Below are 25,816 nucleotides of genomic sequence, written 5' to 3'. Positions count from 1 at the left end.
ATCACTTAATCTAAACGAGTTAACCAAGTAAACATGGCTTCTACAGCTTGCTTTGACCAGTTGTAAGACGCTTGCTCTTTGGCTTTGCCCTGATTTTTCGCGATGCCTCTAGAGCTGACAGTCCAAGATGCCAAGCGTGAACCCGATGGGTCGATAAGTTCTAGAGTTCCGTCTTCAAAAGCATAAAAGCGTCCATCTTGTTCTTCCGTATGTAGCACGGTTTTGCTATTTAGTTTGAAAAGCGAGCCGCTTTTGGGTGTTAGGCCAAAATGCGAGAGTGCACTGGCTAATTGGTCGGCTTGTCTTGTCGACGACACATCAAATCCATAATGGCTTAGAGCGAGATTAAGCCGCTTTTCTATCGCTTGGATATCCGAGGCGGCTTTACCGGCGCTTGTATTCTCAACGGAGTACATTGTTAGCTCATCTACGTAGGATTTGCGTTGGGCAAAATACGGAATAAGCTGCATATAGGTTTGCCAATCCTGCGGTGCAGGATATTGGTCGTCGGCCTTGCTTAACAATGCGGCTTCTTTGAGAATCGTTGAGTCTGTGTCGTTGATAGCTATTATGAGTTTGGCAACAATGCGTCTGCGGTCAATGGATTGCATGGCATAGACGTAGTTTTCACCTGCAAAGCGTTTCTCGTTCTTGGTTTGTTCTAACTCAATGGGGGATGTGGTGACTTGAGTATAGGCGGTTTGTGTTTTTGAAACTTGCTCTCCGCCTTGTCCAGATCGAACTTGCGTGTCTTGAGTATTAATCTGACTGACTTGGGTTCGCAGCTGCTGGGCGATTTGAGCATTGCCGTTTTGCTCTGCCTGATTAAAAGCGAGAGCAATGTTTTCAATACGTGGCGCGCTGCCAACACCGTATAAATGGGTATTATCTCGAGGTGGCGACAACACCCAGTCTGGTATGGTCTCTGGTGCTTGCTCGGGCTCGGTCATTAAACCTGTACAGCCAGTTAGACTGAATAATAGACCCGTTACCATTATCCAGTTATACGATGTTGGTAAAGCGGAGAGTTTCATAGTTAGAAAAAGCCTTTGTCTGCCAATTTTTTGATTTTCTTCTGACCATTCCAAACTTCTCGGTTTGTCGTCATATCAATCAATTTGAGGTCAACTTGGTAGAAGCTTACACGTTGGTCGCCATTAGAGTCCACAATGGAGTTAATGGTACCTGATAGGGCAAAGCCAGCGCCTTGCTCTAGACCGAACTTGGCGACAGTGTCCGGTGCTGCGTTTAATTCTTGCTCTTCGCGTTCGCTGCGTACCTCATCGCGTTCAGCTCCGGATACAACAAAATCGACTTTGCCGGCACGTAACAAGCTGCGTTTGATATCATTGATGAAGGTATCAACGGGAATGTGTTCAGAGGTTTTGTTACGGATGGTTTGAACAATAACTGTTGGGTTGCCTTTATTGCTGAAGTTATAGTTACGGAACCATGGGAATGTCAGCATATCGTTCATCATTTCTTCCGCGACAAGGCGAGAGTCTGTGTCATTCCAGCGGTCAGACAGCATCACATCTTCATTGGTATCAAGACGTTTTACACTGCCAGAACAGGCTGTCAGTAATACAGTCATGGAGAGAGCGATAAGCGCTTTCCATGATAGAGAAATTAGATTCGGCTGTTTAAGAGTTCCGATGCGCATAATATTTTCCTTACGTCCGTTTTAGCCTGATGCCAAGCCGTTAGTATAATCAATTTAATAGAGTCTAATAGGGGTTGCGAAGATTCCAAAGTTTAATTTCATTGGCTTCTAAGCTGACCCCACCGAGAGAGAATGTATTTTTATCCACTTTGTATTCTGGGTTGTAGTTGCCGGGTGGCAGAGGCTCACGGGTTAGTCTGACTTGCGCAGGCAGTGTGAGCCAGTTCCGTGTGTCTGCTGCTGATGAGGCAAACACGGCGACTTGGCCAATTAGGTTTAAAATCAAAGCGACATTTTGGTCCTGAACACTTGATGACGCATGATAGGCTAACCAACTGCGCAGTAATTCTCTTACTAGGCCTTCATAAATATCTCGTTGAGCTTGAGCTAGTTGCTCCTGAAAAGCTATGTCGGCTAGCGATGTCATTCGTAATGCGCTTTTAAAAGGCGCGATGGATGACGTATTTACTTGTAGCGTTGGCTGATGCTGATCCAGTGTAAAGCGTTGATAATAGGGGACTGTGACACGAATGGTTTGCTCCGTGAGCAATCGGTCTACGTTGATATCCTGCAGTTGCCGCCAAACAGGCCGACCAAGTATAACTCGCTTGGTAAAGACACCTGAAAAAGTTCCCCATGCACCTCCTGCTTTGTAATTGGCGATTAGGTTTAGTGGGTTAATGTCAGCATACACCATGGTAAACCAACGAAATGAGTCATTTGCAGTTTGGCTACCGCCACCGTGAAGTGGTTCAAGTACCAATGAATAGGCTTGAGGGTCTGCGTACAGCAATAGGGTCATTTCGCTTTTATCGGGAATAAAGCCTTGATGCTCTAAAACCACTAATTCTGCGTCGCCTTTGCTGTATTGCTTGAGGGTTTCTTGCATGTCTGCAGACAGTTTGGTGTCTATTTTTTGTTGAACTTCACTTTGACTGAAACCGCCTTTTTGCATCATACGAATCGCATCTAGCCAAGCTCGATCTGCGGTTGTGCTAGGCAAAGCATATTGCGTGGCATAACCGTCTTCATACAGGTTGGCGGCTTTTTCATAGCTGATACGTGCATCATCGAATTCGCCATCGATTTCGTATTGCAGCCCAGCTAAGTAACGAGCCCAAGCATCATCACGATAGAGGAATTTATCGGTGTCACGTCCGCCAGTGTAAAAATCACCTAACCAGTTTAATGCCTTCATGTAAAAGGCTTGGTTTTCTTTGGTATTAAGGTCTTGATAACTTGGGGTTTGGGCGCGGATTTCATTAAGTTTGATGTCAATGCGTCGTACTTCTACTAAGGCGGCATCATTGAGTTGGCGCTTTTTAGAGCTATTTTTTTCTTGCTCAGCCAGAGCTAGGTAGTTCAAAGATTTAAGATAGCTGATGTAAACGCGTTCTAGCCCGCTGCCGCGATAGTCGCTTTGTCTTGGGTTGCTGAGCAGAGCCCAGGAGCGATTCGAAAAATTATCAGGAAAAAAGGTATCGCTTAATCGCTCTGCTTTTTCTAGTAATGTATTGCTGCGTTCGTAATTTCCCTGGTTTTGTGCAAGAGCACCAATTTCCATGTAATACAGTAGTGAGTCCTGCTTGTTGGATAGTACGTCTTCTAGTTGCTCCTCCGCTTCTTTCCATTCGCCAGCTTTGGCCAAACTTAAGCCTGCTTCAATATCTTGCTGGTAGGTAGCACAGCCACTCAACACGCTCACACTAAGCCACAGAAGGAGCAACCTCACCTTACATTCCCTTTTCAAAAAACTGGTTAACGACAAGAATGCCAAACAAAGCAAAGCAACCGAGATAGAGAATTAACCAGCGAGCTCTGAGACAATTTGGACAAGGCTTTTTTTTCTTCTTCATCACAGCTTCCATATTACGGAGGATATTTATGTCTTCTATTATGCAACAAAAAAAGGAAGCGAATAGCCTCCTTTTTTATAACCTTAAACTGTGTGTTTCAACCAATACAGATTATTGTGTTGTTTCAGTTTCAGCTTGTTGATTTTGTAGGCTTTCAACATAAAGCGCATCGAAATTAATTGGTGCAAGCATGATGGCTGGGAAGCTGCCTTTAACCACAATAGCATCGATGTTTTCACGAGCGTATGGGAACAAAGTTGCTGGACAGAAAGCACCCAATGCGTGGTGCAATTGCTGATCATCAAGACCAGAAATAACAAACAAACCGCCTTGCTGAATTTGTACTAAATAGCCAGTGTTGCCACTGTTTTTCACGGTTACAGTGATTTCCAAAACGACTTCGTAGACATTTTCGCCTACTTGGCGGCTTTTAGTATTTAACTCCAAGCCTACTTCTGGTTTCCATTCTTCTTGGAAAATCATTGGTGAGCGTGGAGATTCAAAAGAAATGTCTTTTAGAAATACGCGTTGCATGGAAAGTTGTGGTGCTTGCGCTTCTTGCGTTGTTGCTTCAGGTGTTTCCGCTGTATCGGACATATTGGTTCCCTTTTTCTATGATTTTTTATGTTTTTGTGTTGCGATGGTTAGTGTTAGTACGTTTATTCACTCTGTGCAGGCGAATAATTGGCGTTCTTACTTTTATGCAAGTAAGGCATCCAACTTTTGCTCGCGCTCAAGAGCGTACAGATCGTCACATCCACCAATGTGTTGTTCACCAATCCAAATTTGTGGGACGGTGTGACGACCACTTTTTTCCATCATTTCTTGTCTTAATTCACGCTCTCCGTCAACGCGGATTTCGTTAAAAGCAATATTCTTTGCTGATAACAATTGTTTTGCTCTAACGCAAAACGGGCAGTAATCACTCGAATAGATAGTTACGGTGGTCATAATAGTTACTCTTACCCTTTAACCAGTGGCAGGTTAGATGATTGCCATTCTGCAATGCCACCTTGAAGTTTATATACTTTGCTAAAGCCTGATTTTTTAAGGTCTTTTGCGCTTGCGCCGGACGTTACACCAGATTTGCAAACTATGATGATGGGGGCATCTTTGTGTTTCTCAAGACGGCTTAGGTTCTCTTTCATCTTAGTAGCTGGAATATTCATTGCGCCAGTGATATAGCCTGTGCTGAATTCTTTAGCCGGACGAATGTCAACAATGACAGCATCTTCATTGTTCATTAGGTTCGTTGCAGCAGAAGGTGTTAGCCCCTGAGCGCCGCCTTTGCTTTCAACAAAAAGTAAAGTGGCAAGAATCGCAAAAAAGACTGCGACCATTTCCCAGTGGTTCATAGAAAATTCGATAAGTTGGTTAATCATAATAGTAGGCTCATATTTAAACTGCGAGCATTATACACGGCCTGATGGATCGGTACAGGCTCTCAAGAACTACTTTTGCTTGTCACATTACATAAAGGTTTTTATCACACAAAGATGACAAAGATATGATGCTACAAGGTTTAAAACGCAAAAACGAGCCACTGGGGCTCGTTATGTGATGAGTTTTTTTCAGTCCGTTACTTGGTGCTGGTTGAGTCAAAGATTTTGTCTGCGTTGCCTTCGATAAAGCTATCAAACAGCACGCCGTTTGGCATGGTGTGACGACGAGCGAACTCATAAAAGCAGCTAGGGATGGTTTTCTGTTGGCCATCAGTAAAGGTGTATTCGACTTTGTCGGCCATGGTGGAAGATTGCTCCAAGAAGGAATCAGGTGTGCCTTTTACTAAGCCACCCACTTGGTTTAATGCGTAACCTTCGTTTAACAATAGAGTATTTACGTCTTCAATCGTAGGGAATTTCTGCAAGTGATTAATGCTGACAGTGAAATGGTTAGCTTGTAATCCCATGGTTGATAACCAGGCAGCGTATTCACTGTGCTCTGCTAGCGTGAGATATTCGGCTTCTGTTGGTGTATCCCATAGCTTTCCAGCCCAAAAAATAGCTGGGGATTGCACTGCATCACTCGGAATTTGTGCGATAAATTTAGCAATGATGTTTTGGCATTCTGCAGGAAGCTCTTCAACCAGTAACTCAGATAGGAACACTTTCGGAGAATCCGCATCGGCTCTGTGCTTATAACAGCGGGCTTTTAAGTGTTTATTCTCGAAAGTAAAAGCACCATAGGCAACATAGCCTAGGGCTTCCAGTTGAGGCTCTAACTTCTCTAATGACACAGGTGAATTATTGAACGTACGAAAAGCAACGTGGTCGTTAAGGACGTTTTCACCGTAGCTTTGGAACAGTTGTTGAATGCGCTGCGCTTGGGGCGTGACGTCTGTGTAATGATCCCATAAGGATGCGAAGAAATCGGCGGGCTTCATGGAATGCTCCTGAATTGTGAGTTTGGAAAGAGGTAATATATATCGAATAAGACTTACTCTAATCCACGACTTACAAGAAATGCAAAAGGTAAAAATGCACCTTGTTATGCATAAAAGTTATGCGAGACGATTTTCTGGTGCGCTCTTGTTTACTAACAATTGCTGTTTTGCCGCCAAAATTGTGTTGATAAGATGAGCTGGAAAACTACGCTCTTTTTTATGAGCTAAGCCTACCACGCGTTTTAATTTCACGTCGTTTAATGGTCGTAAAAACAGGTCGCTACGCCCCCGTGATGAATGCTCGGGGATTAGCGAAATACCTAAACCTGCAGCCACTAGGTCCAACGCATACTCTTCCGTTTTTACTTGAGCACGAACATCGGTAGTGAGCTCCTGTTTTTGCATCAAGTAGTTCCAAGATTCCAAAATGTCACATGGTGTGCGAGATATGAACGGTTGTTTGTCTATTTGTTTAATGGATAACGAAGGGAAATCCGCTAACCAATGATCCAGTGGCATGGCGATTACATAGTCATCTTCCCAAAGGGGATAAAACACATCTTCTTCGTTAGTGTAGCGCTGACAAGTAAAGCGCAGGTCCGCACTTTCTGATTCATCGACTAACTTTAACGTCAGTCCATGGACTTCATCGAGCATGGTTTTAATAACCTGACTGATTAAGGCACCCGACAAAAAAGGCGTTAAAGAAATAGAGAGAGCGAGTGGTACAGGTGTGTCGGTAAATAAGCTGCGCATCGCACTAAGATCACTGACCATTTTGCAGGCGTGAGGGTAAAGCTGTGAGCCGCTGTCGGTTGGTGATACGCCTTTGGAATGGCGAACAAAGAGTTTTGTATCTAGATCATCTTCTAATTGCGACACCGTGGTTGATATGGACGGTTGTGCCACAAAACAACGCTTAGCAGCGGCACTTAGGCTGCGCTCTTCGTAAACAGCAATAAAATAACGTAATGATCGGATGTCCATCGTTATGCTCTTTTGTGAATGGCCTTTGAGTTCTCTATCAATATACCTATAGATCAATTCTCATGCTATAGGAAAAAACTAGGCCACTGGCAGGAAAACGGTATTTCTTATTTATGATTTGGCTGGTTATGGTGTTGATAGTTAGAAATTAATACATACATAAATTTTAGAGGTTTATATGTCACTTACTTGCTTAGAAACACTGGGTGTAAATACGTTAAAACAAGGGGACACTTTTTACAGCGTATTAACAGGTAATACGCTTGCTTTGGGTGAAGGCAGCACTTTTTCAGCTCACAGTCCAATTGATGGCAAAGCATTGTCTACCTTTAACAACGCAACACCAGCACAGTTAGATAAAGTAAATGCTGAACTAAAAGACGCCTTTAAAGTATTGCGTACCATTCCTGCGCCACGTCGCGGTGAATTGGTTCGTCGAATTGGAGACGAAGCGCGTAAGTACAAACATGAGTTAGCACAAGTGATCTCTTTGGAAGCCGGAAAAATCGTCCCTGAAGCCTTGGGTGAAGTGCAAGAATGGATCGACGTGTGTGATTTCGCGGTCGGTCAATCACGTATGTTGCATGGTTTGTCTATTGTGTCTGAACGTCCTGGTCACCGTATGATGGAGCAGTGGCAGCCACTTGGCCCTGTTGCCGTTATTACTGCGTTTAATTTCCCTATGGCCGTTTGGGCGTGGAACACCATGTTGGGTCTGGTTTGTGGCGATCCTGTGCTATTAAAACCTTCTGAAAAAGCGCCCTTATGTGCTTTAGCCATGTATCAAATCGCACAAAACGTTATTGCCGATATGCCAGATATCCCTAAAGCGGCTGTGTCTGTAATGATTGGTGATCGTGATCTTGGTGAAGCAATTGCGGCAAACGAGACCTTCCCGCTGGTGTCTGCAACGGGTTCAACAGCGATGGGGCGTGCGGTGGCGAAAACAGTCGCGGGTCGTTTAGGTCGCTCTTTGTTAGAGCTGGGTGGTAATAACGCCATGATCGTTTCTGATTCCGCGGATTTGGATCTTGCCCTACGTGCGATTGTTTTCTCAGCAGCGGGCACAGCGGGTCAGCGCTGTACGACATTGCGTCGTTTGATTACTCATGAATCTATCGTTGATAGTTTGGTTGAGCGCTTGGCGAAATCTTATGGCTCGCTTCGCGTTGGTAGCCCAATCGTTGAAGGTAATCTTGTTGGTCCACTTGTCGATGAAGGCAGCTTTAATCGTATGCAAGCGGCGCTTGAAACAGCGAAAAAACAAGGTGGAGAAATTATCTGCGGTGGCGAGCGCGTAACTGAAGGGGTTCCTGCCGGTGGCTTCTATGTGAAACCTGCCATTGTTCGTATTGCTCACGATGCGCCAATCGTTCATGAAGAAACCTTTGCGCCTATTTTGTATGTGCTGACTTACAAAACGTTTGATGAAGCGATTGAAATCCAAAACGAAGTCCCACAAGGCCTATCTTCTGCAGTGTTTACAGAAAGCATGCGTGAAGCAGAAATGTTTATGTCTCCAGCAGGTTCTGACTGTGGTATCGCCAACGTTAATATCGGTACTTCTGGTGCCGAAATAGGTGGCGCGTTTGGTGGTGAAAAAGAAACCGGCGGCGGTCGTGAGTCTGGCTCTGATGCGTGGAGAAACTACATGCGACGCACTACAAACACGGTGAACTATGGTGGTGATTTGCCTTTGGCTCAAGGGATCGTCTTTGAGTAAGCGCGCTCTTTAGTTAAGCGCTCTTTAGGAAAGTAACAGGCGAGACTTTCTCGCCTGTTTAGGTTTTGGCTTAAAGGTTTGGTCAATGTCTTTATTGGGGTTGTCATATGTCAGAAAAAGTCTGTAATTCTTTATGGCGTGCAAGCTCTCCAGATGCGCCTTTATTAACTCCTTTAGAAGGTCGTGTTGATGTTGATGTGGTTATCGTTGGTGCGGGCTTTACAGGTCTTTCGGCTGCTTTGCATTTAGCTAAATTCGGTATTTCTGTTGCTGTGGTTGAAGCACAAGAAGTGGGCTTTGGCGGGTCTGGACGTAATGTGGGACTAGCAAATGCCGGTGTTTGGTTAGAGCCAGATCAGTTAGACAAAACGCTTGGTGCCGAAGCGGGGAATGCTATGTACAAGGCGTTAGCCGCCGCGCCTGATTTTGTTTACAGCCTAATTAAAGAATACAACATTCAGTGTGAGCCTGTGCGAAATGGCACATTGCACGCGGGTGTTGGCAAAGCGGGCTTGGCACAATTACAGCGTCGTTATGAGCAAATGAAGAAACGCGGTGCGCCCGTTCAGTTGCTGGATGCCGCAGAAGCGCAAGCTCGCATTGGTTCTGGAAAATTCAATTCTGCCTTGTTTGATCCAAGAGCTGGAACGATTCAACCTTTGGCGTATGCTCGTGGCTTAGCCCATGGGGCGTTAAAAGAAGGCGCTAAGCTTTTTGATCAGTCGCCTGTGAGCAAAATTGAACCTGCTGAAAATGGCTGGGTTTTGCACACTAAAAAAGGTCAGGTACATGCTGAAAAAGTGATTTTAGCGACGAATGCGTACAGTGAATTCGGAGTGAAAGAGCAGGCGCGTAAATTTGTGCCTATCTTTTATTCCCAATTGGCGACTAAGCCCTTAAGCGAAGCGCAATTGGCCTTTGTGTTACCTAACAAAGAAGGCGTTTGGGATACCTGTACTGTAATGAGTTCTTTCCGTTTGGATCAGCAAGGCCGTTTAGTGTTTGGTGGTATGGGTGGTGAGGGTGGTGTTCATTCAAACTGGGCGACCCAGCGGATATCTGAATTGTTCCCTATTCTAAGCAAAGTGGAATGGGACTATTGCTGGACAGGAAAAATCGCTTACAGCGAAGACCATTTGCCCCATTGCCAGCAGCTACAAAAAGGCTTGTTTAGTGTGGCAGGCTACAGCGGTCGAGGTATTGGGCCAGGAACTGTTGTTGGCGCGGAATTGGCAGAGTGGCTGTCGGGTCGAAGAGAAAGCTTGTCTATACCAACAACATTACTGCGAGATATCTCGTTTCGAGAGCTGAAGCGCCTGTTTTATGAAGTAGGTGCTCATACTTATCATCTTGGGCAACAGTCTCACGCTTTGGATTAGAATGATTACTGCGCTCGCTACATCATGTAAATGTTACGGTTAGTTTGGCACAGGCATAAGTTTACTGCGAATAACTTTTACACTAAAACGCATCTTTATGGTGCGTTTTTTATTTTTCCTGTTGGGAATCAGTGTGATATAGGATAGAGTTATTCTCTTCTTGTTTTTACTTTCAATTTTTGTCTTTTAATTTACGTGAATGAGCAACGTCTAGATGCGCCGTTATATTCCATCGTCAACCGCGTTAAAATGCTTCGAAGCCTCTGTCAGACACTTAAGTTTTACTAAGGCGGCGGAAGAGTTGCACCTGACTCAGAGTGCGGTCAGTCGACAGATTCGTAACCTTGAAGAATTCTTGTCGCGAGATTTATTTATTCGTCTCAATAAGCGTTTGGTATTAACAGGAACGGGCGCGGCTTATTACAAAGAAGTGGTGCCCTTGCTTGATGGCATGGAAAACGCTTGTTTACGTATGCTGCATAGAGAAGATGAAAAAACCACACTGACTATATCGGCTTTGCCTACCTTAGCTTCTTATTGGCTGATGCCGCTTCTGGCAGAGTTTCAAACGGCCCATCCACAATTTCAAATTAAAGTTCGCTCACTAGATGACGCTGCAAAAATAGATCCTGAAAGCATTGATATCATTTTGCATTATGGTGGCGATCATTGGCCGAGAGCGATCTCCCATCAGTTGATGAAGGAAAAAGTGATTGCTGTCTGTTCTGCTGAACTATTAGCAAGAATGGGAGATAAAACTATGGATGCATGGAAAGTTGAAGACGTGACACTATTTCCATTTTTGCATTTATCGTCTCGCATTAATGCTTGGCCAGATTGGATGGTTTCCCAAGGGTTGGAAAGTGGTTCTTTCGCTGGTGCTTCTTTTGCGCATTTTCATATGTTGCTTGAAGCAGCTAAAAACAGTATGGGAATTGCCATTATGCCAAGTGTGTTGGCCGAACGTAGCCTGAAAAATGGCGAGCTGGTGGCACCATTCGGTGATGCTGTTTCTACGCCCCATGAATATCTTTTGTCTTATCCAGCGGACAAGGCCGATCTTGAGCAAGTCGTGGTTTTTCGAGACTGGTTATTAGCTAAGCGAAATCAGTCTTAGTTTTTCATTAGTGAAATTAATAGTCTGAATAGTTGTGCTGCTCTGTAATTAAATTACAAGCCTGTGGTAGTATCGAGGCATAGTCATGAGCCATTTACGGGATAGATTAACATGAACAAAAAAACTACCGCTCTCTTTATTCTTGATGGATGGGGATACAGCGAAACGTCCAAATCCAATGCCATTGCTGCTGCGAATACGCCTAACTGGGACGCACTTTGGAATAATCAGCCACATACTCTTATTAAAACATCTGGCCTTGCGGTGGGTTTACCCGAAGGTCAAATGGGTAATTCTGAAGTTGGGCACATGAATTTAGGTGCTGGCCGCGTGGTTTATCAAAACTTTACTCGTATCGGTAAAGCCATTGAAGATGGTTCTTTTTTTGAAAATGCAGCCCTTGTAAATGCGGTTGATAAAGCAGTTGGTGCTGGCAAAGCGGTTCATATTTTAGGTTTGTTGTCTGATGGTGGTGTTCACAGTCACCATGAGCAAATCATGGCGATGTGCGAACTAGCGGCCAAGCGCGGTGCAAAAGCAGTTTACGTTCATGGTTTCACCGATGGCCGTGATACGCCACCTCGTTCTGCTAAAACGCCAGCGGCTGAGCTAGACGCTAAACTGGCAAAGCTAGGCGTTGGTAAAATTGCTACCTTAACGGGTCGTTATTATGCAATGGACCGCGATAATCGTTGGGATCGAGTGCAGACGGCATACGATGCCATTGTTTTAGGTAAAGGCGAGTTTCAAGCGGATACGGCGGAAGCGGCTATTCAAGCGGCTTATGAACGTGACGAAAATGACGAGTTTGTAAAAGCGACTATTGTGGGCGAATCTGCACCTGTGCAAGATGGCGATGCGATTATCTTCGCAAACTTTCGTCCAGACCGTGCTCGTCAGTTAACTCGTGCGTTCACCGAAGCTGACTTCGATGGTTTCACTCGCGCTGTTTATCCAAAACTAGCGTCTTTTGTTACCTTCACTGAGTTTGCCTCAACTATCAAAGCCGACGTGGCATTTCCTCCCGTTGCCTTGACTAATACCTTGGGTGAAGTCTTGGCGAAGAACGATAAGAAACAATTGCGTATAGCTGAAACCGAAAAATACGCTCACGTTACGTTTTTCTTTAATGGTGGCGAAGAAGCTTTATTTGATGGCGAAGAGCGCGAATTGATTCCTTCTCCGAATGTTGCCACTTACGATTTAAAACCAGAAATGAGTGCGCCAGAAGTTACCGATAAGCTGGTGGAAGTCATCGAAGCGGGTAAATACGACACTATCATCTGTAACTTTGCCAACGGTGACATGGTTGGTCACAGTGGTATTTTTGAAGCCGCAGTAAAAGCCGTTGAAGCGGTTGATGCTTGTCTAGGTCGTATAATTGAAGCTTTGAAAGTGAACGGTGGTCAGTGTTTGATTACTGCTGACCACGGTAACGTGGAGCAGATGTTAAGCGATGATGGTGCTCAGCCGTTGACCTCTCATACTATTGGTCCTGTACCGCTGGTTTTGTTCTCTCCTACTCAAGGGTTAGGCATTAAAGAAGGGGCATTGTGTGACCTTGCGCCTACTTTGCTCGATATGATGGGAATGGAAAAGCCAGCAGAGATGACAGGTGTCAGCTTGCTGACACGGGATTGAGGCAAGAATGACCGTATTATTCCGCCATCTTTTTTTGAGTTTATTCCTGTTGTCCAGCATTGGCTGGGCGGCAGGTGAGCCTCAAACGCCAGAAGAGGCCAAGCAGCAGATTCAGGCTTTACAGAAAGACTTGAAAAAGCTTAACAGCTGGCTAAAAGATATAAAATCTGAGCGCTCAGATGTGGAAAAGCAGCTTGAAGGAAAAGAAAAAGATATCCAAGAGTTGCTTAAAAAAATCCAAAGTATTCAGGAAAGTCTCAAAAAAGGTGAGAAACAGCTCGGGGAACTACGAGTCCAGCAGCGGTCTCTGCAGCTGAGTATTCAGCAACAAAATGAACAAATAGCCGCCCAATTGAGGGCGGTTTATCGTTCCGGCAATGAAGAAAGTATCAAGCTACTCCTCAATGGTGATAGCTCAGAAGATGCTGAGCGTTTAGTGCAATACAACCGTTATTTTTCTAATGCTAGACAATCGCTTATTAATGGCTTTGTGACCGAAGTAAGTGATTTAAATCTTGTCGAAAAAAGCATTCGTAGCCATAGAGCCCAGCAAGCCAAAGAAGAAACAGAGCTGGTGGCAGAGCGTAATCGGTTGACAAGTCAGCAAGCGGATCGACGCGACCTACTTGCTAAGCTAGACAAAGATTTGGCAACAGGTGACAAGCGCGCGAAGCAATTGGTACAAGACCAGAAAAACTTACAAGATATGTTACAGCGTTTAGAAGAAGCGTTGGCTGATATTCAGATTCCTGATCAGGATGTGCCTTTCTCATCACAACGAGGTAAGCTCATCAGCCCTTTAAAAAAACTGTCTGAACTATCGACTAATGGCAGCATAAATTTAGGTGGTGTGACATTACGTGCTAAAGAAGGTGAGCCTATACACGCCATATTTTCAGGTCGAGTTGTTTTCTCTGACTGGATGCGAGGGTTCGGCTTTTTACTTATTTTAGATCATGGTGACGGTTACATGTCATTATACGGTTACAATCAAAGTCTTTTAAAAGAAGTTGGAGAGTGGGTTGGCGCTAATGATACTGTGGCAATGGCTGGCAGTACGGGTGGTCGCCCAGACACGGCTTTATTTTTTGCTATACGACACAATGGCACGCCATTAAAACCACTTTCTTGGGTAAGAGCTGGGTGATTTTTTACACAACGAATAAATACGCCCTAGTAACCAGTGATAGGAATGACCATGAACAATACTTTGCGTAGACAGGTTTCTTTTATATTTATTGCGCTATTAGCTCAGCCTGTTTTTGCTGCGCAAACTCCGGAAGGAAATCAGGAGAAGTCTAAGCTGCCGAGTGCTGAGATTCAGTCTTTTGTTGAAACCTTTGAAACCATTCGAGAAGGTTATGTGGAAGAAATGTCAGATCAAGATATTCTGAATAAAGCTTTGAAAGGCATGGTGTCAGGCCTGGATCCGCATTCTGAATATTTTACCAAAGAAGAATTAGTCGATTTTAATGAGCTAACGTCTGGTAACTATGCTGGCGTTGGTGTTGAAGTCGAAATGAAAGACAAACGTTTGACTATTGTTGCGCCTGTTGACGGTTCTGCGGCTGCAGAAGCTGGTATTTTAGCTGGTGATGTCATCGTGAAGATTGATAACACGCTTATTACCGATCTTGGTATGCAGGATATCGTTACTATGATGCGTGGCGAAGTTGGCACTACCGTGACTTTAGATATCGAGCGTGATGGTGAGATTAAGCACTTTGAGCTTGTGCGTCGACTTGTGGAAGATGCCAGTGTGACGGATAAATGGTTAGGCGAAGGTATTGCGTATTTTCGTATTAGCCAATTTCAAGGCGACAGCAGTGAAGAGTTTCACCTTGCTATTGATAAGCTGAAAAAAGAAAACAAGATTCAAGGCGTTGTTCTGGATTTGCGTAATAACCCAGGCGGTGTGCTGCAAAGCGCAGTAGGTGTAGTTGATGCTTTTATTGATACAGGCATGATTGTTTATACGAATGGCCGCCATGATATGTCCAAGAGCCAATTTACGGCAACAGAGAAAAATACCAAGTTGGCCAATATTCCGCTCGTTGTCCTTGTAAACGAGGGGTCTGCCTCTGCGTCTGAGATCGTTGCTGGTGCCTTACAAGATCACCAGCGGGCAGTGATTATGGGCACAGAAACGTTCGGGAAAGGATCGGTCCAAACCGTGATTCCTCTATCTCATGGTGATGCGGTTAAATTGACTACCGCACTTTACTACACGCCAAATGGCCGCTCGATTCAAGCTCAAGGTATCACGCCGGACCTAGTGGTGCCACAGGCGACACTGACGTTCGAGAAAGGGCAGTTTTTTGTTAAGGAAGCCGAACTAAAAGGCCATTTAGGAAACGGAACGGGTGGAGAGGAACGTACCAGTTCTGACGTGAAATCCGACATTGGAGAATTGGCAAAAACGGATTTTCAACTTTATCAGGCGGTGACTATTTTAAAAACTCTGCCTAAGCTTTCGCATAAGTAGCCTTTTGTTTTATAAACGTATTTTTTTTGGGTAATGGTTCGCTTGGTTAATTTTAAGAAAATTTGTTCTGTGGTGATTTGTTCATTGGCATTGTCTGTATGGGCAAATGATTCAAGTGAATTTTTGGTCGAAGACGTGGCTTTTATTGAGGCGCAGCAAGATGCCGCTCGTTCTGAGGAGGCGGTTGTTTTGCCTGAGCATTTGGGTCCTGTCATTGACACAAACGTGTTGGCAGAAGACGAAGTTGAACAGACTAATGCAGACAAGGGTAATATTTTATTAGATGCTAGGGAGCCTTGGGCTCCTGCTATTGTGCCTTTTTTGGATGCATCTGATGGTGTTGAGGAACAAGCACCACTTGAACGCAGTGAGCCCAAGATATCGGCGCCCTCTAAAATACTGGCTGTGGATGTGCATCCTAAAATGCCAAGGATTGCGATTTTAATTGATGATCTAGGCTACAACCGTCATGGCATGGATTCGTCTTTATCGCTGCCGACAGAAGTGGCCTTGGCCATCTTGCCAAGTACCCCTTTTGCTATGCAAACGGCAACGTCGGCACAAAAGCAAAAACGTATTACACTATTACATGCTCCGATGGAAAATCAACGAGAGTTGAAGCTTGGTCCTGGTGGTTTGTATGCCAATATGACGGAAGACGAATTAAAAGCGACGCTAAGCAAAGACTTAGACGGTTTGCCGGGTATTCAAGGTGTGAACAACCATATGGGGAGCTTGTTAACCACCAAGGCCAATTCTATGGCTTGGGTGATGGAAACGCTAAAAGGCCGATCTTTGTTTTTTATCGACAGTTTAACCAGCCCGAAAAGTGTTGCTAAGAAAACAGCGCAAGAGTACGGTTTAGACACAGTCAGCCGTGACGTGTTCTTGGATAATATTCGCACCGAGGCTGCCATTGATAAGCAATTCACGCGCCTACTAAAACTTGCCAGAAAGAACGGGAGTGCGCTGGCGATTGGCCATCCTTACCCAGAAACTATGTCTTATTTGAAAAAACGCCTATCCAGTTTGGAGCATGATGGTGTGCTTCTCGTTCCGCTGTCTTTTTTGCTAGTGTCTTCTCAGGGTGAGCCAGATAATTGAGTTTTGTTTTATCATCTGATTGAGCATTGAGTGCATTATTACTCTGACTTTGTATCAGTTATTCCTTATAGGTATGACTCTCTTTGCTTTCGCCCTCATATAGTGCGTTTATCGAACCACTTTAGTGGAAAAACCTTTTCTTATAAAAAAACCTAGTGATTAATTTTGCTTATATTTTTAAACGCAGCGTTTAATTCGATCAATTTGTACAATTTATCTGCACTACTATTGACCAAAGATGGCAGTGATATTAATGTGTAGCCTTATTACGGTGCACATTTTTTGAATAGTTGCTGTATTAAGTTCCACATTTTATACTTTTTCTATGGGTAAAATTGTTGGAACGCTTCTTGCTTTTGAATAATAACGATAAATCACAAAACGAATAGAGGCTTTTCTTATGTCAAATGCGGTTATTAGAAAAACATTAATTTCTCTTGCGGTTGCTGGTGCTGCGACACTGGCTCAAGCTGATGTAGTAATTGGTGTAGCGGGTCCTCATACAGGGGCATACGCAGCGTTCGGTGAGCAATTGTGGAAAGGGGCTGAAAAAGCGGCCATGGACATTAATGCTGCAGGTGGTATTAATGGTGAAATGATAAAGCTTGTAAAAGCGGATGATGCTTGTGAACCAAAACAGGCCGTTTCGGTTGCTAACCGCTTAGTTGACTCTGATGAAGCTTTGGCTGTGGTTGGGCACTTCTGTTCGTCTTCTTCTATCCCTGCTTCTCGAATCTATGAAGAAGCTGGTGTTCTAATGGTTACGCCTGCTTCGACAGCGCCTCTATTAACTGATCAAGGCTTTCCTAACGTTTTCCGTGTATGTGGTCGTGATGATCAGCAAGGTGACGTAGCAGCAAGTTATATTGTTGATGTTCTTAAGGCTAAGCGTGTTGCAATCATTCACGACAAAGATACTTATGGTAAAGGTCTTGCTGATGCTATGAAGTCAACACTTAACGCTTATGGCGAAAAAGAAGTGATGTATGAAGGTCTGACTCGTGGTGAGAAAGATTTCAACGCATTGATCACTAAGATTCGTTCTGTAGATGCAGATGTTGTTTACTTCGGTGGTCTTCATTCCGAAGCGGGTCCTTTGGTTCGCCAATTGCGCGAGCAAGGTTCAAAAGCCATCTTTATGTCTGGTGACGGTATTGTATCGGATGAGTTTGTTTCTGTTGCAGGCTCTCCGACATACGTTGAAGGTGTCTTAAACACTTTTGGTGCTGATCCAACCTCATACCCAGCTGGTAAAAAAGTAGTAGGCGAGTTCCGTGCTAGCGGTTACGAGCCAGAAGGCTACACATTATATTCTTACACCGCTATGCAAGTAGCTGCGGCAGCTTTGGCAAATAATGACTTAGATCCTATCAAGGGCGCTGAGTGGCTAAAAAATAACGCTACAGATACCGTAATGGGCAAAAAACAATTCGATGATAAAGGCGATTTGGTTGTTTCCGATTACGTGATGTATGAATGGCAAAATGGTAAATCCATTCAGCTAAATTAATTTTTAGAATCTCCATAAATGTATCTGCTAGCAAGGATCTGCTAGCAGATATCCTCTCTATTTGAGCTAAATTCCCACGAGGTCTTACGATGGATATCGTTCTCCAGCAGCTGGTAAACGGTCTTACCCTTGGTTCTGTTTACGGACTCATTGCGATCGGTTACACCATGGTGTACGGCATTATAGGCATGATTAACTTCGCCCATGGCGACGTGTATATGGTGTCAGCTTATATCACCGCTATTGCTATTGCGATTTTAACATTCTTCGGTATCGAATCTTTTCCTATCATTATTGTTGGTACATTGTTTCTTACCGTTGCTGTAACGGGGGCTTATGGTTGGGTGATTGAACGTATCGCCTATAGACCATTAAGAAGCTCTAGCCGTTTGGCAGTATTAATTTCTGCAATCGGTATGTCGCTGATTTTACAAAACTACGTGCAATTGAGTCAGGGAGCGAACCAACAAGGTGTTCCAACTCTATTGACTGGCGCTATCCGCTTTTCAGTGGGTGATGGATTTGTACAAATCACTTATATGAAATTATTTATTTTGTTCGTTTCCTTATTGGGAATGGGCGTACTGACTTATGTTATTCAAAAAACAAAATTAGGCCGCATGTGTCGAGCGACTCAGCAAGACAGAAAAATGGCGTCTATTTTGGGTATCGACACAGATAAGGTTATATCAACGGTATTCGTGATCGGTGCTGTGATGGCGGCCTTGGCTGGCGTATTGGTGACATTAGACTATGGCGCATTTGATTTTTATGTTGGCTTTATTATTGGTATCAAAGCGTTTACTGCAGCGGTGCTTGGCGGCATAGGTTCTTTACCTGGCGCTATGCTAGGCGGGCTAATCCTTGGATTATCTGAGGCTCTGTTTGCTGGGTTGATTAGTTCTGATTATAAAGATGTTTTCTCATTCTCTTTATTAGTTCTCATTTTGATTATTCGCCCAAGTGGCCTTCTAGGCAAACCTGAAGTGGAGAAAGTATAAATGAGCCAAGCAGTAGGAATAAATTTTAAGAAAAGTAGTGTTGATGCCTTCATTGCTGGCTTAATGGCATTGGTTTTGTTTGGGCCAATTGTTGGTGTCGTATTGGATGGTTACGGTTTCAATGCCGAATTTGGGCGAGTTGCTTGGATTGTGGCGGTAGTTGCAGTCGGACGTTTTGTTATGTCTAGCTTCTTGCAGACAGAAAAAGGCATCGCGCTGGCTTTTCGTTATGCCAATAGTGATGACGGCGTCACGGTTCTTCCTCCTGGCCATAAATCCAAAATGATATGGATTATTCCATTGGTCATCGCGGTTGGTCTCTTGATACCTTTTATCGCGTCTAAATATGTACTGACAGTTATTATCCTAGGTTTAATCTATGTCTTACTGGGCTTGGGTCTAAATATCGTTGTCGGTTTGGCCGGTCTACTGGATTTGGGTTTTGTTGGCTTTTATGCCATCGGGGCTTATGGCCTAGCATTAGGCTATGAAAACTTAGGACTAGGCTTTTGGTCGATGTTGCCAATTGCTGCCATACTTGCGGCGTTTGCTGGGGCTATATTAGGCTTTCCTGTATTGCGAATGCATGGTGATTATTTGGCGATTGTGACATTAGGGTTTGGTGAAATTATTCGTCTTATCTTAACAAACTGGGCGTCATTCACTCATGGTCCTAATGGTGTGTCAGCACCTTTGCCAACCTTCTTTGGTTTGGAGTTTAAGCGCAGGTCGAGAGACGGTGAAACCTTCCACGAGTTCTTTAATATCCCCTATGATTCTGCTTATAAGTACATGTTTATCTATATCGTACTATTTGCTGTTGTATGGGCCGTGCTTTTTATCAAGCATCGTCTGGTAAAAATGCCAATTGGCCGTGCTTGGGAAGCACTACGCGAAGATGAGATAGCCTGTCGGTCATTGGGGTTGAACCATGTGTTGGTGAAACTTTCTGCTTTCATGATAGGCGCTTCGACTGGTGGTTTGGCGGGTGTATTTTTCGCGACTTACCAAGGCTTTGTTAATCCGTCCTCATTTACTTTCTTTGAGTCTGCATTAATTTTAGCGATTGTGGTATTAGGTGGTATGGGGTCAACATTAGGTGTAGTTATTGCTGCCTTCTGTTTAACAGTATTACCTGAAATGTTAAGGGAGTTCGCAGAATACCGTGTGTTGATGTTTGGTATTTTGATGGTGGTAATGATGATTTGGAAGCCTCGGGGCATTGTTCGTGTAACTAGAACAGGCTTTTCTCCGAAAAAAGGGGTGGTGAAATGAACCAAGAAAATATTTTAGCTGTTGAAAACTTGGTGATGCACTTTGGTGGTATTAAAGCGCTAAATGATGTGACTTTTGATATTAAGCGCGGTTCAGTATCAGCTTTGATTGGACCTAACGGTGCGGGTAAAACCACTGTGTTTAACTGCCTTACCGGTTTTTATAAAGCGACTGGTGGCAAGATTCAATTATCTGCTGGCGGTAAGGAAACCAGTATTATTAAAGTACTGGGCGAACCTTTCAAAGCGACTGACTTTATTTCACCTGCCTCATTTGCCTCTCGTCTTAAGTACAAAATGTTCGGTGGGTCTCATCTTGTGAACCGAGCAGGCTTGTCTAGAACATTTCAGAACATTCGTTTGTTTAAAGAAATGTCTGTGATTGAAAATTTGTTAGTTGCTCAGCATATGCTTGTTAATCGCAGTCTGATTGCTGGAATTTTGAACACGAAAGGTTATAAAAAAGCCGAAGAAGAAGCATTAGAACGTGCTTTTTATTGGTTAGGTGTAGTGGACCTTGTGGATTCAGCAAACCGTCTGGCAGGCGAACTTTCATATGGGCAGCAGCGTCGCTTAGAGATTGCGCGTGCCATGTGTACTAATCCTGAAATTGTTTGTTTGGATGAGCCTGCTGCAGGTTTAAACCCATCTGAAACTGAAGCCTTAACGAAGATGATTCGAGTCCTCCGTGATGAGCACAACACGACGGTTCTGTTAATCGAGCACGATATGGGGATGGTAATGGATATCTCCGATTACATCGTTGTGTTAGACCATGGTGAAGTTATTGCCAAAGGTGGTCCAGATGATATTAAGAGTAATCCAAAGGTTATTGCGGCTTACCTTGGTGCAGAAGAAGGCGAGGAAGTAACACTATGACTACATTGATGCAGTTTAAAGATGTTGACGTGCATTACGGCCCGATTCAAGCGTTAAAAAAAGTCTCTCTAACCGTAGATGAAGGTGAAATTGTTACCTTGATTGGTGCGAATGGCGCGGGTAAATCGACGTTGTTAATGTCTATATTTGGTCAGCCTCGAATTTCTTCCGGTGAAATCATTTATCGCGGTGAAGATATATCACAAAAATCTGCCCATTACGTGGCTTCTCACGGTTTGGCTCAATCGCCAGAGGGACGTCGTATTTTTCCAGGCATGACAGTGGAGGAAAACCTATTAATGGGGACGATTCCAATCGGCATGGATCATGCGGAAGAAGATATGCAGCGTATGTTCGGATTGTTCCCTAGGTTATTGGAGCGTCGTAACCAGCGAGCATCGACCATGTCTGGTGGTGAGCAGCAGATGTTGGCTATAGCGCGAGCTCTAATGAGTCGTCCAAAATTGCTTTTATTGGATGAGCCAAGCCTAGGTTTGGCGCCAATAATTGTTAAGCAAATTTTTCAAATTTTGAAAGATGTGGCTAGCACTGGGATGACAATTTTCTTGGTGGAGCAGAACGCTAACCATGCACTAAAACTGGCCAACCGTGGCTATGTTATGGTGAATGGTGAGATTCGATTGACGGGAACTGGAGCGGAGCTCTTGGTTAATCCTGAAGTGCGTGATGCTTATCTAGGCGGTCATTAAACTCAGTTAAAGTAAGAAAAAAGCGTGGTGACCAGTTTATAAACAAGGTCACCGCGCTTTTTTATTTTGTATTGTGGGTAAAAACTGGGCTTATACACAATAGATGGATATACCTATCCGTATTGGCTTAATTTAAGCTCGAAACAGGGTGTCTGTCAGAATGTCTCTCACTTGTGAGGGTTGTGAAGCGCCACCTAGTGGTGCGTTAAAAATAGCATCCACTTTGCCACCAAAGTACGCATTTATTTCTTCTACGCTCATGGCTGGATCTAGCCCCGCAGGATTAGCCGAAGTCGACACAATGACGCCTTGATAAGCCGCACACAAACGTTGTACTGGTTGGTGCTGTGAAAGGCGTATGGCGACACTTTGATGCTCACCTCTCACCCAGCTCGGGGTGATTGTTGTATCCGGTACGACCCAAGAAGTGGGAATGTCATTTTTACTAATTAAGCGTTCTGCTGCTTTTGCATCTAGCGTCTGCAGCCAGGGTGTTAGCTCGTTTTTTGCCCCCGCAATCAAAATCAGACCTTTGTATTCTGGACGATCTTTCAGGGCCAGAATTCGCCTTACAGCAGATTCGTTGTAAGGATCACAGCCTAATCCCCAAACCGCTTCTGTTGGGTAAGCTATAACGCCGCCTTTACGGATAATATCGGCCAGCTCTTCGACGCAGGTTATAAGATTCATAATAATTGGCTTCTGGAAAATATAGTAGATATGAAATAGCGGGAGATTGTAGCGAGATTTTATAAATGGGGCTAGTTGGTAATGTGATCAAATGACTGAGCGATAGTAAGTCACCGCTCAGTCAAAAGAGGGAGTTCTGTCAAACGATCAAATTGATTTATTGCATCGACTCAATTTTTACTTTGATTTCGTTAATTTTGCTATTAACGACTTTTTCTAAGTGCTCAAGTTCTTTGATCAAATCTTCTTTTGATGCTTTGGTTTCGTGCTGTCGACCGACGATTTTCTCTAGCTCTTCCATTGCACGTAAGACAATTAAAGAAGGCTCTTGTACTTGTCGATAAGTTTGTTGACCGCCGTCTGCTAAAACGGTTTTAGTCGAGCGACCAAATTTGAATTTTTTACTTTTTGGAAGTAGCGAGCCTTTTTCACGACGGTAGTAAATTTTTAAAACATCGTGGCCGCCTTCATAGCGCAAAGTGAATTTTTCAATGTCCTGTATGCTTGTGATACCCATGGACTGAAGTGTTGGATACATAACAGTTTTCCCGTTTATTAATGGTCATTTAGTCGTCTTTAATTAGTAGGGGATTGTGTCTGTAAAAGCAAGTCTAAAACAGCATAAAGCTGAGATAATGCAGGCAAATACTAATTCATGATGCCTGCATCACTCTTTTCTCTATGAGGTCTGATTAATCCTCATCTTGTTCAGCATGATCAATGTTCAATTCTTTGATTTTTCTGGTTAGTGTATTACGTCCCCAGCCAAGAAGAAGAGAAGCATCACGGCGACGTCCGCCAGTGTGAGCAAGCGCCGTTTCTATCATAATGCGTTCAAATTTTGGTACGGCTTGATCAAGGATGCCTTTCTGGCCTGTCGCTAGCGTGCTGTCTACCCAATTTTTCAGCGCTTCTTCCCATGATGCAAAAGGCTGCTCGTGCGGAATTGCCGCTAATAACTCAGGTGGTAAGTCTTCCACTAGAACTTCACGCCCCGATGCCATAACAATTAACCAGCGGCAGGTATTTTCTAGTTGTCTGACATTACCAGGCCAATCTAGTTGAGTCAGATAGTTCTCTGTTTCTTTGGTAAGCAGTTTAGGCTCAACGGCAAGTTCTTCAGCTGCGCGGCTCAAGAAGTGGCGAGCAAGCTTTGGAATGTCTTCACGACGCTCTGCCAGCTTAGGTAAGTGAATACGGATGACGTTTAGGCGGTGAAATAAATCTTCACGGAACGAACCTTTTTGCACCAAGTTTTCTAAGTTTTGGTGGGTTGCTGCAATTATGCGAACATCGACTTTCACTGGGGTATGTCCACCCACTCGATAGAATTCTCCGTCCGCTAAAACACGTAATAGGCGTGTTTGTGTCTCAGCTGGCATATCGCCAATTTCATCTAGAAATAGAGTTCCGCCATTGGCTTGTTCGAAACGGCCTCGGCGCTGTGTATTGGCACCGGTAAAGGCACCTTTTTCATGGCCAAATAACTCAGACTCAATTAAGTCGTGTGGAATTGCGGCCATGTTTAAAGCGATAAAAGGGTTTGCTGCACGAGGGCTGTGGGTGTGTAGGGCTTGGGCCACTAGCTCTTTACCTGTACCGGATTCACCATTGATCAGTACGGTAATATTAGAATTGGCAAGTCGACCAATAGCACGGAAAACCTCCTGCATGGCTGGAGCTTCACCAATAATTTCTTTGTCTACTTGTGGCTCTTCTTCGGCTTCCATATCGTCAGTGCTTGGTCGTGCATTGCGGTGGTGAAGCATGGCGCGCTTTACAAGGCTAACGGCTTCTTCGACATCGAAGGGTTTAGGTAGGTACTCAAACGCACCACCTTGGTAAGAGGCTACTGCACTTTCTAAATCTGAGTGTGCTGTCATGATAATAACAGGTAAATAGGGGTGATCTTTCTGTAGCTTTTCAAGCAACGCTAAGCCGTCCATGCCAGGCATTCGAATGTCACTGATAATGGCGCTTGGTTGTTCTTTATCAATAAGGTTGACTAGGTTTTCGGCAGAATCAAACAAGCGACATTGGATTCCTTCTTGTTCTAATGTCTTCTCTAAAACCCAGCGAATAGAGCGATCGTCGTCAACAATCCATACGGTTTCTTCTGGTGTCATGAGTGTTTCTCCTGTTCTTGGACTGTCGTCTCAATGGGAATTAATATATTAAATTCGGTTTTCTGTGGGTAACTGTTGCATTCAATAATTCCATGATGCTGGTGAATCACTGACTGTGCGATAGATAAGCCTAAGCCTGTACCATCTGCTCTACCGCTGACCATGGGATAAAAAAGAGTCTTCAAAATGTGTTCAGGTATACCTGGACCATTATCGATGATGCTGATTTTGCAGACTAAGCGATGGCGCTTTGAGCCGATGGTGAATTGTCGCAAAGCGCGCGTTACCATATGAATAGTCTTGTGATGATTGCCTTGATCTTCCATTAGCGCTTGCATCGCGTTTCGGGTGATATTTAGAAGCGCTTGTATTAGCTGTGATTCGTCCCCGATTAAGTCTGGAATACTGGGGTCGTAGTCTCTGATTACTTTAATTTGGTTCTCGGTTTCAACCGAAATAAGTTGTCTAACTCGCTCAATCACTTTGTGAATGTTGAGAGATTTATTTTTTGGTAATTGTCTTGGGCCTAATAGACGATCGACTAGATCTCGTAAGCGATCTGATTCTTCAATAATGACTTGCGTGTAGTCGTTTAGTGCTTCATCGGTAAAGGCGCGGCTAATCAGCTGAGCTGCACCACGAATACCACCCAACGGGTTTTTAATTTCATGAGCTAGGCCACGAACCAGCTCTTTACTGCTTTCATGGTTAGCGATGATTTCGTCTTCTTGCGAAATCCGCTTCATTCGATCGCGAGGGTACAGCTCTATAATGAGGCTTTCTGTGTTATTGGTCGTGCCCATAACGGGGGTGACAGTGTAATCGCAGAAAAGCTTTTTGTTATTGCTACATTCAATTTCAGCTTCACGTTTTGTGAATGGATGGCCAGATTCAATAGCGGAGTACAAAGCTTGAATGCTTTCTTCGCTTTCCCTAAATGCAACGCCGATGTCGTTGCCATAGATTCGACGACGGCTAACAGCTAACAACATTTCGGCAGCAGGGTTTAAATACTCAATTTGAAGTTGATCGTTTAATTGAACAACAGCAGTGGATAAATGGTCGATTAGTAAACTATACACAGACAGCGCCTCTCTGTTGACTCCTGCTTTCATGACTTTCTTTCAATACAGCTGCAAAAAGCGAACCAACATTGGGCAGCTTTGAATGGCTTGTTTATTAAGGGTATTGTCATGGGGATAAAAACATTATGCACTATAATTGTGCGCAATGGCTGGGAGGATTTTTTTAGGGCAAAAAAAAGCCCTGATTTGTATCAGGGCCTTTC

The 25,816-nt window shown here is 44.1% G+C and carries 24 protein-coding genes; 12 read left to right on the top strand and 12 right to left on the bottom strand.

The features are described from left to right. Window positions 1-5: 5 nt before the first annotated feature. The 8 genes from JSY38_RS07125 to JSY38_RS07090 all read right to left on the bottom strand — a co-directional run bounded on the left by JSY38_RS07125 (window position 6) and on the right by JSY38_RS07090 (window position 6,889). Window positions 6-1,034 carry an LPP20 family lipoprotein gene (locus JSY38_RS07125; protein WP_205116079.1) on the bottom strand — a complete coding sequence of 343 codons (1,029 nt, stop codon included), beginning with the start codon at window positions 1,032-1,034 and terminating at the stop codon, window positions 6-8. Between the two features lie 2 nt (window positions 1,035-1,036). Further along, window positions 1,037-1,663 (bottom strand): penicillin-binding protein activator LpoB, encoded by a 627-nt coding sequence (locus JSY38_RS07120; RefSeq protein ID WP_205116078.1) that lies wholly within the window; start codon window positions 1,661-1,663, stop codon window positions 1,037-1,039. 64 nt (window positions 1,664-1,727) lie between these two features. Next, window positions 1,728-3,395 carry a COG3014 family protein gene (locus JSY38_RS07115; protein WP_205116076.1) on the bottom strand — a complete coding sequence of 556 codons (1,668 nt, stop codon included), beginning with the start codon at window positions 3,393-3,395 and terminating at the stop codon, window positions 1,728-1,730. A 235-nt stretch (window positions 3,396-3,630) separates the two neighbouring features. Then, complete coding sequence (secB, locus tag JSY38_RS07110) at window positions 3,631-4,116, bottom strand: protein-export chaperone SecB (RefSeq protein WP_114411742.1); 486 nt, start codon at window positions 4,114-4,116, stop codon at window positions 3,631-3,633. Between the two features lie 102 nt (window positions 4,117-4,218). Further along, the gene (gene grxC / locus JSY38_RS07105; RefSeq protein WP_114411741.1) at window positions 4,219-4,470 is read right to left on the bottom strand and encodes a glutaredoxin 3; all 252 of its coding nucleotides are present in this window, start codon (window positions 4,468-4,470) and stop codon (window positions 4,219-4,221) included. Between the two features lie 11 nt (window positions 4,471-4,481). Beyond that, window positions 4,482-4,901: a rhodanese-like domain-containing protein gene (locus JSY38_RS07100; protein ID WP_114411740.1), complete on the bottom strand. Its 420-nt coding sequence runs from the start codon at window positions 4,899-4,901 to the stop codon at window positions 4,482-4,484. A gap of 197 nt (window positions 4,902-5,098) precedes the next feature. Then, window positions 5,099-5,902, bottom strand: coding sequence for a DUF1338 domain-containing protein (locus JSY38_RS07095; RefSeq protein ID WP_205116074.1), 804 nt, complete (start codon window positions 5,900-5,902; stop codon window positions 5,099-5,101). Between the two features lie 117 nt (window positions 5,903-6,019). Then, complete coding sequence (locus tag JSY38_RS07090) at window positions 6,020-6,889, bottom strand: LysR family transcriptional regulator (protein WP_205116072.1); 870 nt, start codon at window positions 6,887-6,889, stop codon at window positions 6,020-6,022. A 178-nt stretch (window positions 6,890-7,067) separates the two neighbouring features. Here JSY38_RS07090 and amaB point away from each other — a divergent pair, with 178 nt between their 5' ends. The 12 genes from amaB to JSY38_RS07030 all read left to right on the top strand — a co-directional run bounded on the left by amaB (window position 7,068) and on the right by JSY38_RS07030 (window position 21,712). Further along, a complete protein-coding gene (gene amaB / locus JSY38_RS07085; RefSeq protein WP_205116071.1) occupies window positions 7,068-8,612 on the top strand; it encodes an L-piperidine-6-carboxylate dehydrogenase in 1,545 nt (514 codons plus the stop codon). A 107-nt stretch (window positions 8,613-8,719) separates the two neighbouring features. Then, window positions 8,720-9,991, top strand: a complete 1,272-nt coding sequence (locus JSY38_RS07080; protein WP_205116069.1) for an NAD(P)/FAD-dependent oxidoreductase — start codon at window positions 8,720-8,722, stop codon at window positions 9,989-9,991. Between the two features lie 214 nt (window positions 9,992-10,205). Then, the gene (locus tag JSY38_RS07075) at window positions 10,206-11,108 is read left to right on the top strand and encodes a LysR substrate-binding domain-containing protein (protein ID WP_114411735.1); all 903 of its coding nucleotides are present in this window, start codon (window positions 10,206-10,208) and stop codon (window positions 11,106-11,108) included. Between the two features lie 111 nt (window positions 11,109-11,219). After that, window positions 11,220-12,749 carry a 2,3-bisphosphoglycerate-independent phosphoglycerate mutase gene (gpmI, locus tag JSY38_RS07070; RefSeq protein WP_114411734.1) on the top strand — a complete coding sequence of 510 codons (1,530 nt, stop codon included), beginning with the start codon at window positions 11,220-11,222 and terminating at the stop codon, window positions 12,747-12,749. Window positions 12,750-12,756: 7 nt separating this feature from the next. Further along, on the top strand, window positions 12,757-13,896 hold the full coding sequence (locus tag JSY38_RS07065) for a murein hydrolase activator EnvC family protein (protein ID WP_114411733.1): 1,140 nt from the start codon (window positions 12,757-12,759) through the stop codon (window positions 13,894-13,896). Between the two features lie 51 nt (window positions 13,897-13,947). Then, the gene (locus tag JSY38_RS07060; RefSeq protein WP_205116067.1) at window positions 13,948-15,234 is read left to right on the top strand and encodes a S41 family peptidase; all 1,287 of its coding nucleotides are present in this window, start codon (window positions 13,948-13,950) and stop codon (window positions 15,232-15,234) included. 69 nt (window positions 15,235-15,303) lie between these two features. Beyond that, the gene (locus tag JSY38_RS07055; protein ID WP_239544414.1) at window positions 15,304-16,338 is read left to right on the top strand and encodes a divergent polysaccharide deacetylase family protein; all 1,035 of its coding nucleotides are present in this window, start codon (window positions 15,304-15,306) and stop codon (window positions 16,336-16,338) included. A gap of 400 nt (window positions 16,339-16,738) precedes the next feature. After that, entirely contained in the window at window positions 16,739-17,848 is a 1,110-nt protein-coding gene (locus JSY38_RS07050) for a branched-chain amino acid ABC transporter substrate-binding protein (protein ID WP_114411730.1), read from the top strand. A gap of 89 nt (window positions 17,849-17,937) precedes the next feature. Next, on the top strand, window positions 17,938-18,849 hold the full coding sequence (locus JSY38_RS07045) for an ABC transporter permease subunit (protein WP_114411729.1): 912 nt from the start codon (window positions 17,938-17,940) through the stop codon (window positions 18,847-18,849). Continuing rightward, window positions 18,850-20,124 carry a high-affinity branched-chain amino acid ABC transporter permease LivM gene (gene livM, locus JSY38_RS07040; RefSeq protein ID WP_114411728.1) on the top strand — a complete coding sequence of 425 codons (1,275 nt, stop codon included), beginning with the start codon at window positions 18,850-18,852 and terminating at the stop codon, window positions 20,122-20,124. Then, window positions 20,121-21,002 (top strand): ABC transporter ATP-binding protein, encoded by an 882-nt coding sequence (locus JSY38_RS07035; protein WP_114411727.1) that lies wholly within the window; start codon window positions 20,121-20,123, stop codon window positions 21,000-21,002. The genes livM and JSY38_RS07035 overlap by 4 nt, the downstream gene beginning before the upstream one ends. Next, complete coding sequence (locus tag JSY38_RS07030) at window positions 20,999-21,712, top strand: ABC transporter ATP-binding protein (RefSeq protein WP_114411726.1); 714 nt, start codon at window positions 20,999-21,001, stop codon at window positions 21,710-21,712. The genes JSY38_RS07035 and JSY38_RS07030 overlap by 4 nt, the downstream gene beginning before the upstream one ends. Before the next feature lie 132 nt (window positions 21,713-21,844). Here the strand turns inward: JSY38_RS07030 and tsaC are convergent, their stop codons facing one another. The 4 genes from tsaC to glnL form a co-directional block, all read right to left on the bottom strand. Then, on the bottom strand, window positions 21,845-22,402 hold the full coding sequence (gene tsaC / locus JSY38_RS07025) for an L-threonylcarbamoyladenylate synthase type 1 TsaC (RefSeq protein ID WP_205116065.1): 558 nt from the start codon (window positions 22,400-22,402) through the stop codon (window positions 21,845-21,847). A 157-nt stretch (window positions 22,403-22,559) separates the two neighbouring features. Then, entirely contained in the window at window positions 22,560-22,940 is a 381-nt protein-coding gene (locus JSY38_RS07020; protein ID WP_114411724.1) for a DUF3461 family protein, read from the bottom strand. A gap of 154 nt (window positions 22,941-23,094) precedes the next feature. Then, entirely contained in the window at window positions 23,095-24,528 is a 1,434-nt protein-coding gene (gene ntrC, locus JSY38_RS07015) for a nitrogen regulation protein NR(I) (RefSeq protein ID WP_114411723.1), read from the bottom strand. Continuing rightward, the gene (gene glnL, locus JSY38_RS07010; RefSeq protein ID WP_114411782.1) at window positions 24,525-25,610 is read right to left on the bottom strand and encodes a nitrogen regulation protein NR(II); all 1,086 of its coding nucleotides are present in this window, start codon (window positions 25,608-25,610) and stop codon (window positions 24,525-24,527) included. Before glnL ends, ntrC begins: the two co-directional genes overlap by 4 nt. Window positions 25,611-25,816 lie beyond the last annotated feature (206 nt).

Origin of the sequence: Marinomonas foliarum (genome assembly GCF_016906065.1) — a bacterium.
Classification (GTDB): domain Bacteria; phylum Pseudomonadota; class Gammaproteobacteria; order Pseudomonadales; family Marinomonadaceae; genus Marinomonas; species Marinomonas foliarum.
The sequence above is the reverse complement of the archived record's forward strand: the minus strand, read 5'-3'. Positions and strand labels throughout refer to the sequence as shown.

What these genes read in the sequence shown, in the direction of transcription:
- JSY38_RS07125 (WP_205116079.1), bottom strand. Translation starts at nt 1,034, where the DNA reads ATGAAACTCTCCGCTTTACCAACATCGTATAACTGGATAATGGTAACG.
- JSY38_RS07120 (WP_205116078.1), bottom strand. Translation starts at nt 1,663, where the DNA reads ATGCGCATCGGAACTCTTAAACAGCCGAATCTAATTTCTCTATCATGG.
- secB (WP_114411742.1), bottom strand. Translation starts at nt 4,116, where the DNA reads ATGTCCGATACAGCGGAAACACCTGAAGCAACAACGCAAGAAGCGCAA.
- grxC (WP_114411741.1), bottom strand. Translation starts at nt 4,470, where the DNA reads ATGACCACCGTAACTATCTATTCGAGTGATTACTGCCCGTTTTGCGTT.
- JSY38_RS07100 (WP_114411740.1), bottom strand. Translation starts at nt 4,901, where the DNA reads ATGATTAACCAACTTATCGAATTTTCTATGAACCACTGGGAAATGGTC.
- JSY38_RS07095 (WP_205116074.1), bottom strand. Translation starts at nt 5,902, where the DNA reads ATGAAGCCCGCCGATTTCTTCGCATCCTTATGGGATCATTACACAGAC.
- JSY38_RS07090 (WP_205116072.1), bottom strand. Translation starts at nt 6,889, where the DNA reads ATGGACATCCGATCATTACGTTATTTTATTGCTGTTTACGAAGAGCGC.
- amaB (WP_205116071.1), top strand. Translation starts at nt 7,068, where the DNA reads ATGTCACTTACTTGCTTAGAAACACTGGGTGTAAATACGTTAAAACAA.
- JSY38_RS07080 (WP_205116069.1), top strand. Translation starts at nt 8,720, where the DNA reads ATGTCAGAAAAAGTCTGTAATTCTTTATGGCGTGCAAGCTCTCCAGAT.
- JSY38_RS07075 (WP_114411735.1), top strand. Translation starts at nt 10,206, where the DNA reads ATGCGCCGTTATATTCCATCGTCAACCGCGTTAAAATGCTTCGAAGCC.
- gpmI (WP_114411734.1), top strand. Translation starts at nt 11,220, where the DNA reads ATGAACAAAAAAACTACCGCTCTCTTTATTCTTGATGGATGGGGATAC.
- JSY38_RS07065 (WP_114411733.1), top strand. Translation starts at nt 12,757, where the DNA reads ATGACCGTATTATTCCGCCATCTTTTTTTGAGTTTATTCCTGTTGTCC.
- JSY38_RS07060 (WP_205116067.1), top strand. Translation starts at nt 13,948, where the DNA reads ATGAACAATACTTTGCGTAGACAGGTTTCTTTTATATTTATTGCGCTA.
- JSY38_RS07050 (WP_114411730.1), top strand. Translation starts at nt 16,739, where the DNA reads ATGTCAAATGCGGTTATTAGAAAAACATTAATTTCTCTTGCGGTTGCT.
- JSY38_RS07045 (WP_114411729.1), top strand. Translation starts at nt 17,938, where the DNA reads ATGGATATCGTTCTCCAGCAGCTGGTAAACGGTCTTACCCTTGGTTCT.
- livM (WP_114411728.1), top strand. Translation starts at nt 18,850, where the DNA reads ATGAGCCAAGCAGTAGGAATAAATTTTAAGAAAAGTAGTGTTGATGCC.
- JSY38_RS07035 (WP_114411727.1), top strand. Translation starts at nt 20,121, where the DNA reads ATGAACCAAGAAAATATTTTAGCTGTTGAAAACTTGGTGATGCACTTT.
- JSY38_RS07030 (WP_114411726.1), top strand. Translation starts at nt 20,999, where the DNA reads ATGACTACATTGATGCAGTTTAAAGATGTTGACGTGCATTACGGCCCG.
- tsaC (WP_205116065.1), bottom strand. Translation starts at nt 22,402, where the DNA reads ATGAATCTTATAACCTGCGTCGAAGAGCTGGCCGATATTATCCGTAAA.
- JSY38_RS07020 (WP_114411724.1), bottom strand. Translation starts at nt 22,940, where the DNA reads ATGTATCCAACACTTCAGTCCATGGGTATCACAAGCATACAGGACATT.
- ntrC (WP_114411723.1), bottom strand. Translation starts at nt 24,528, where the DNA reads ATGACACCAGAAGAAACCGTATGGATTGTTGACGACGATCGCTCTATT.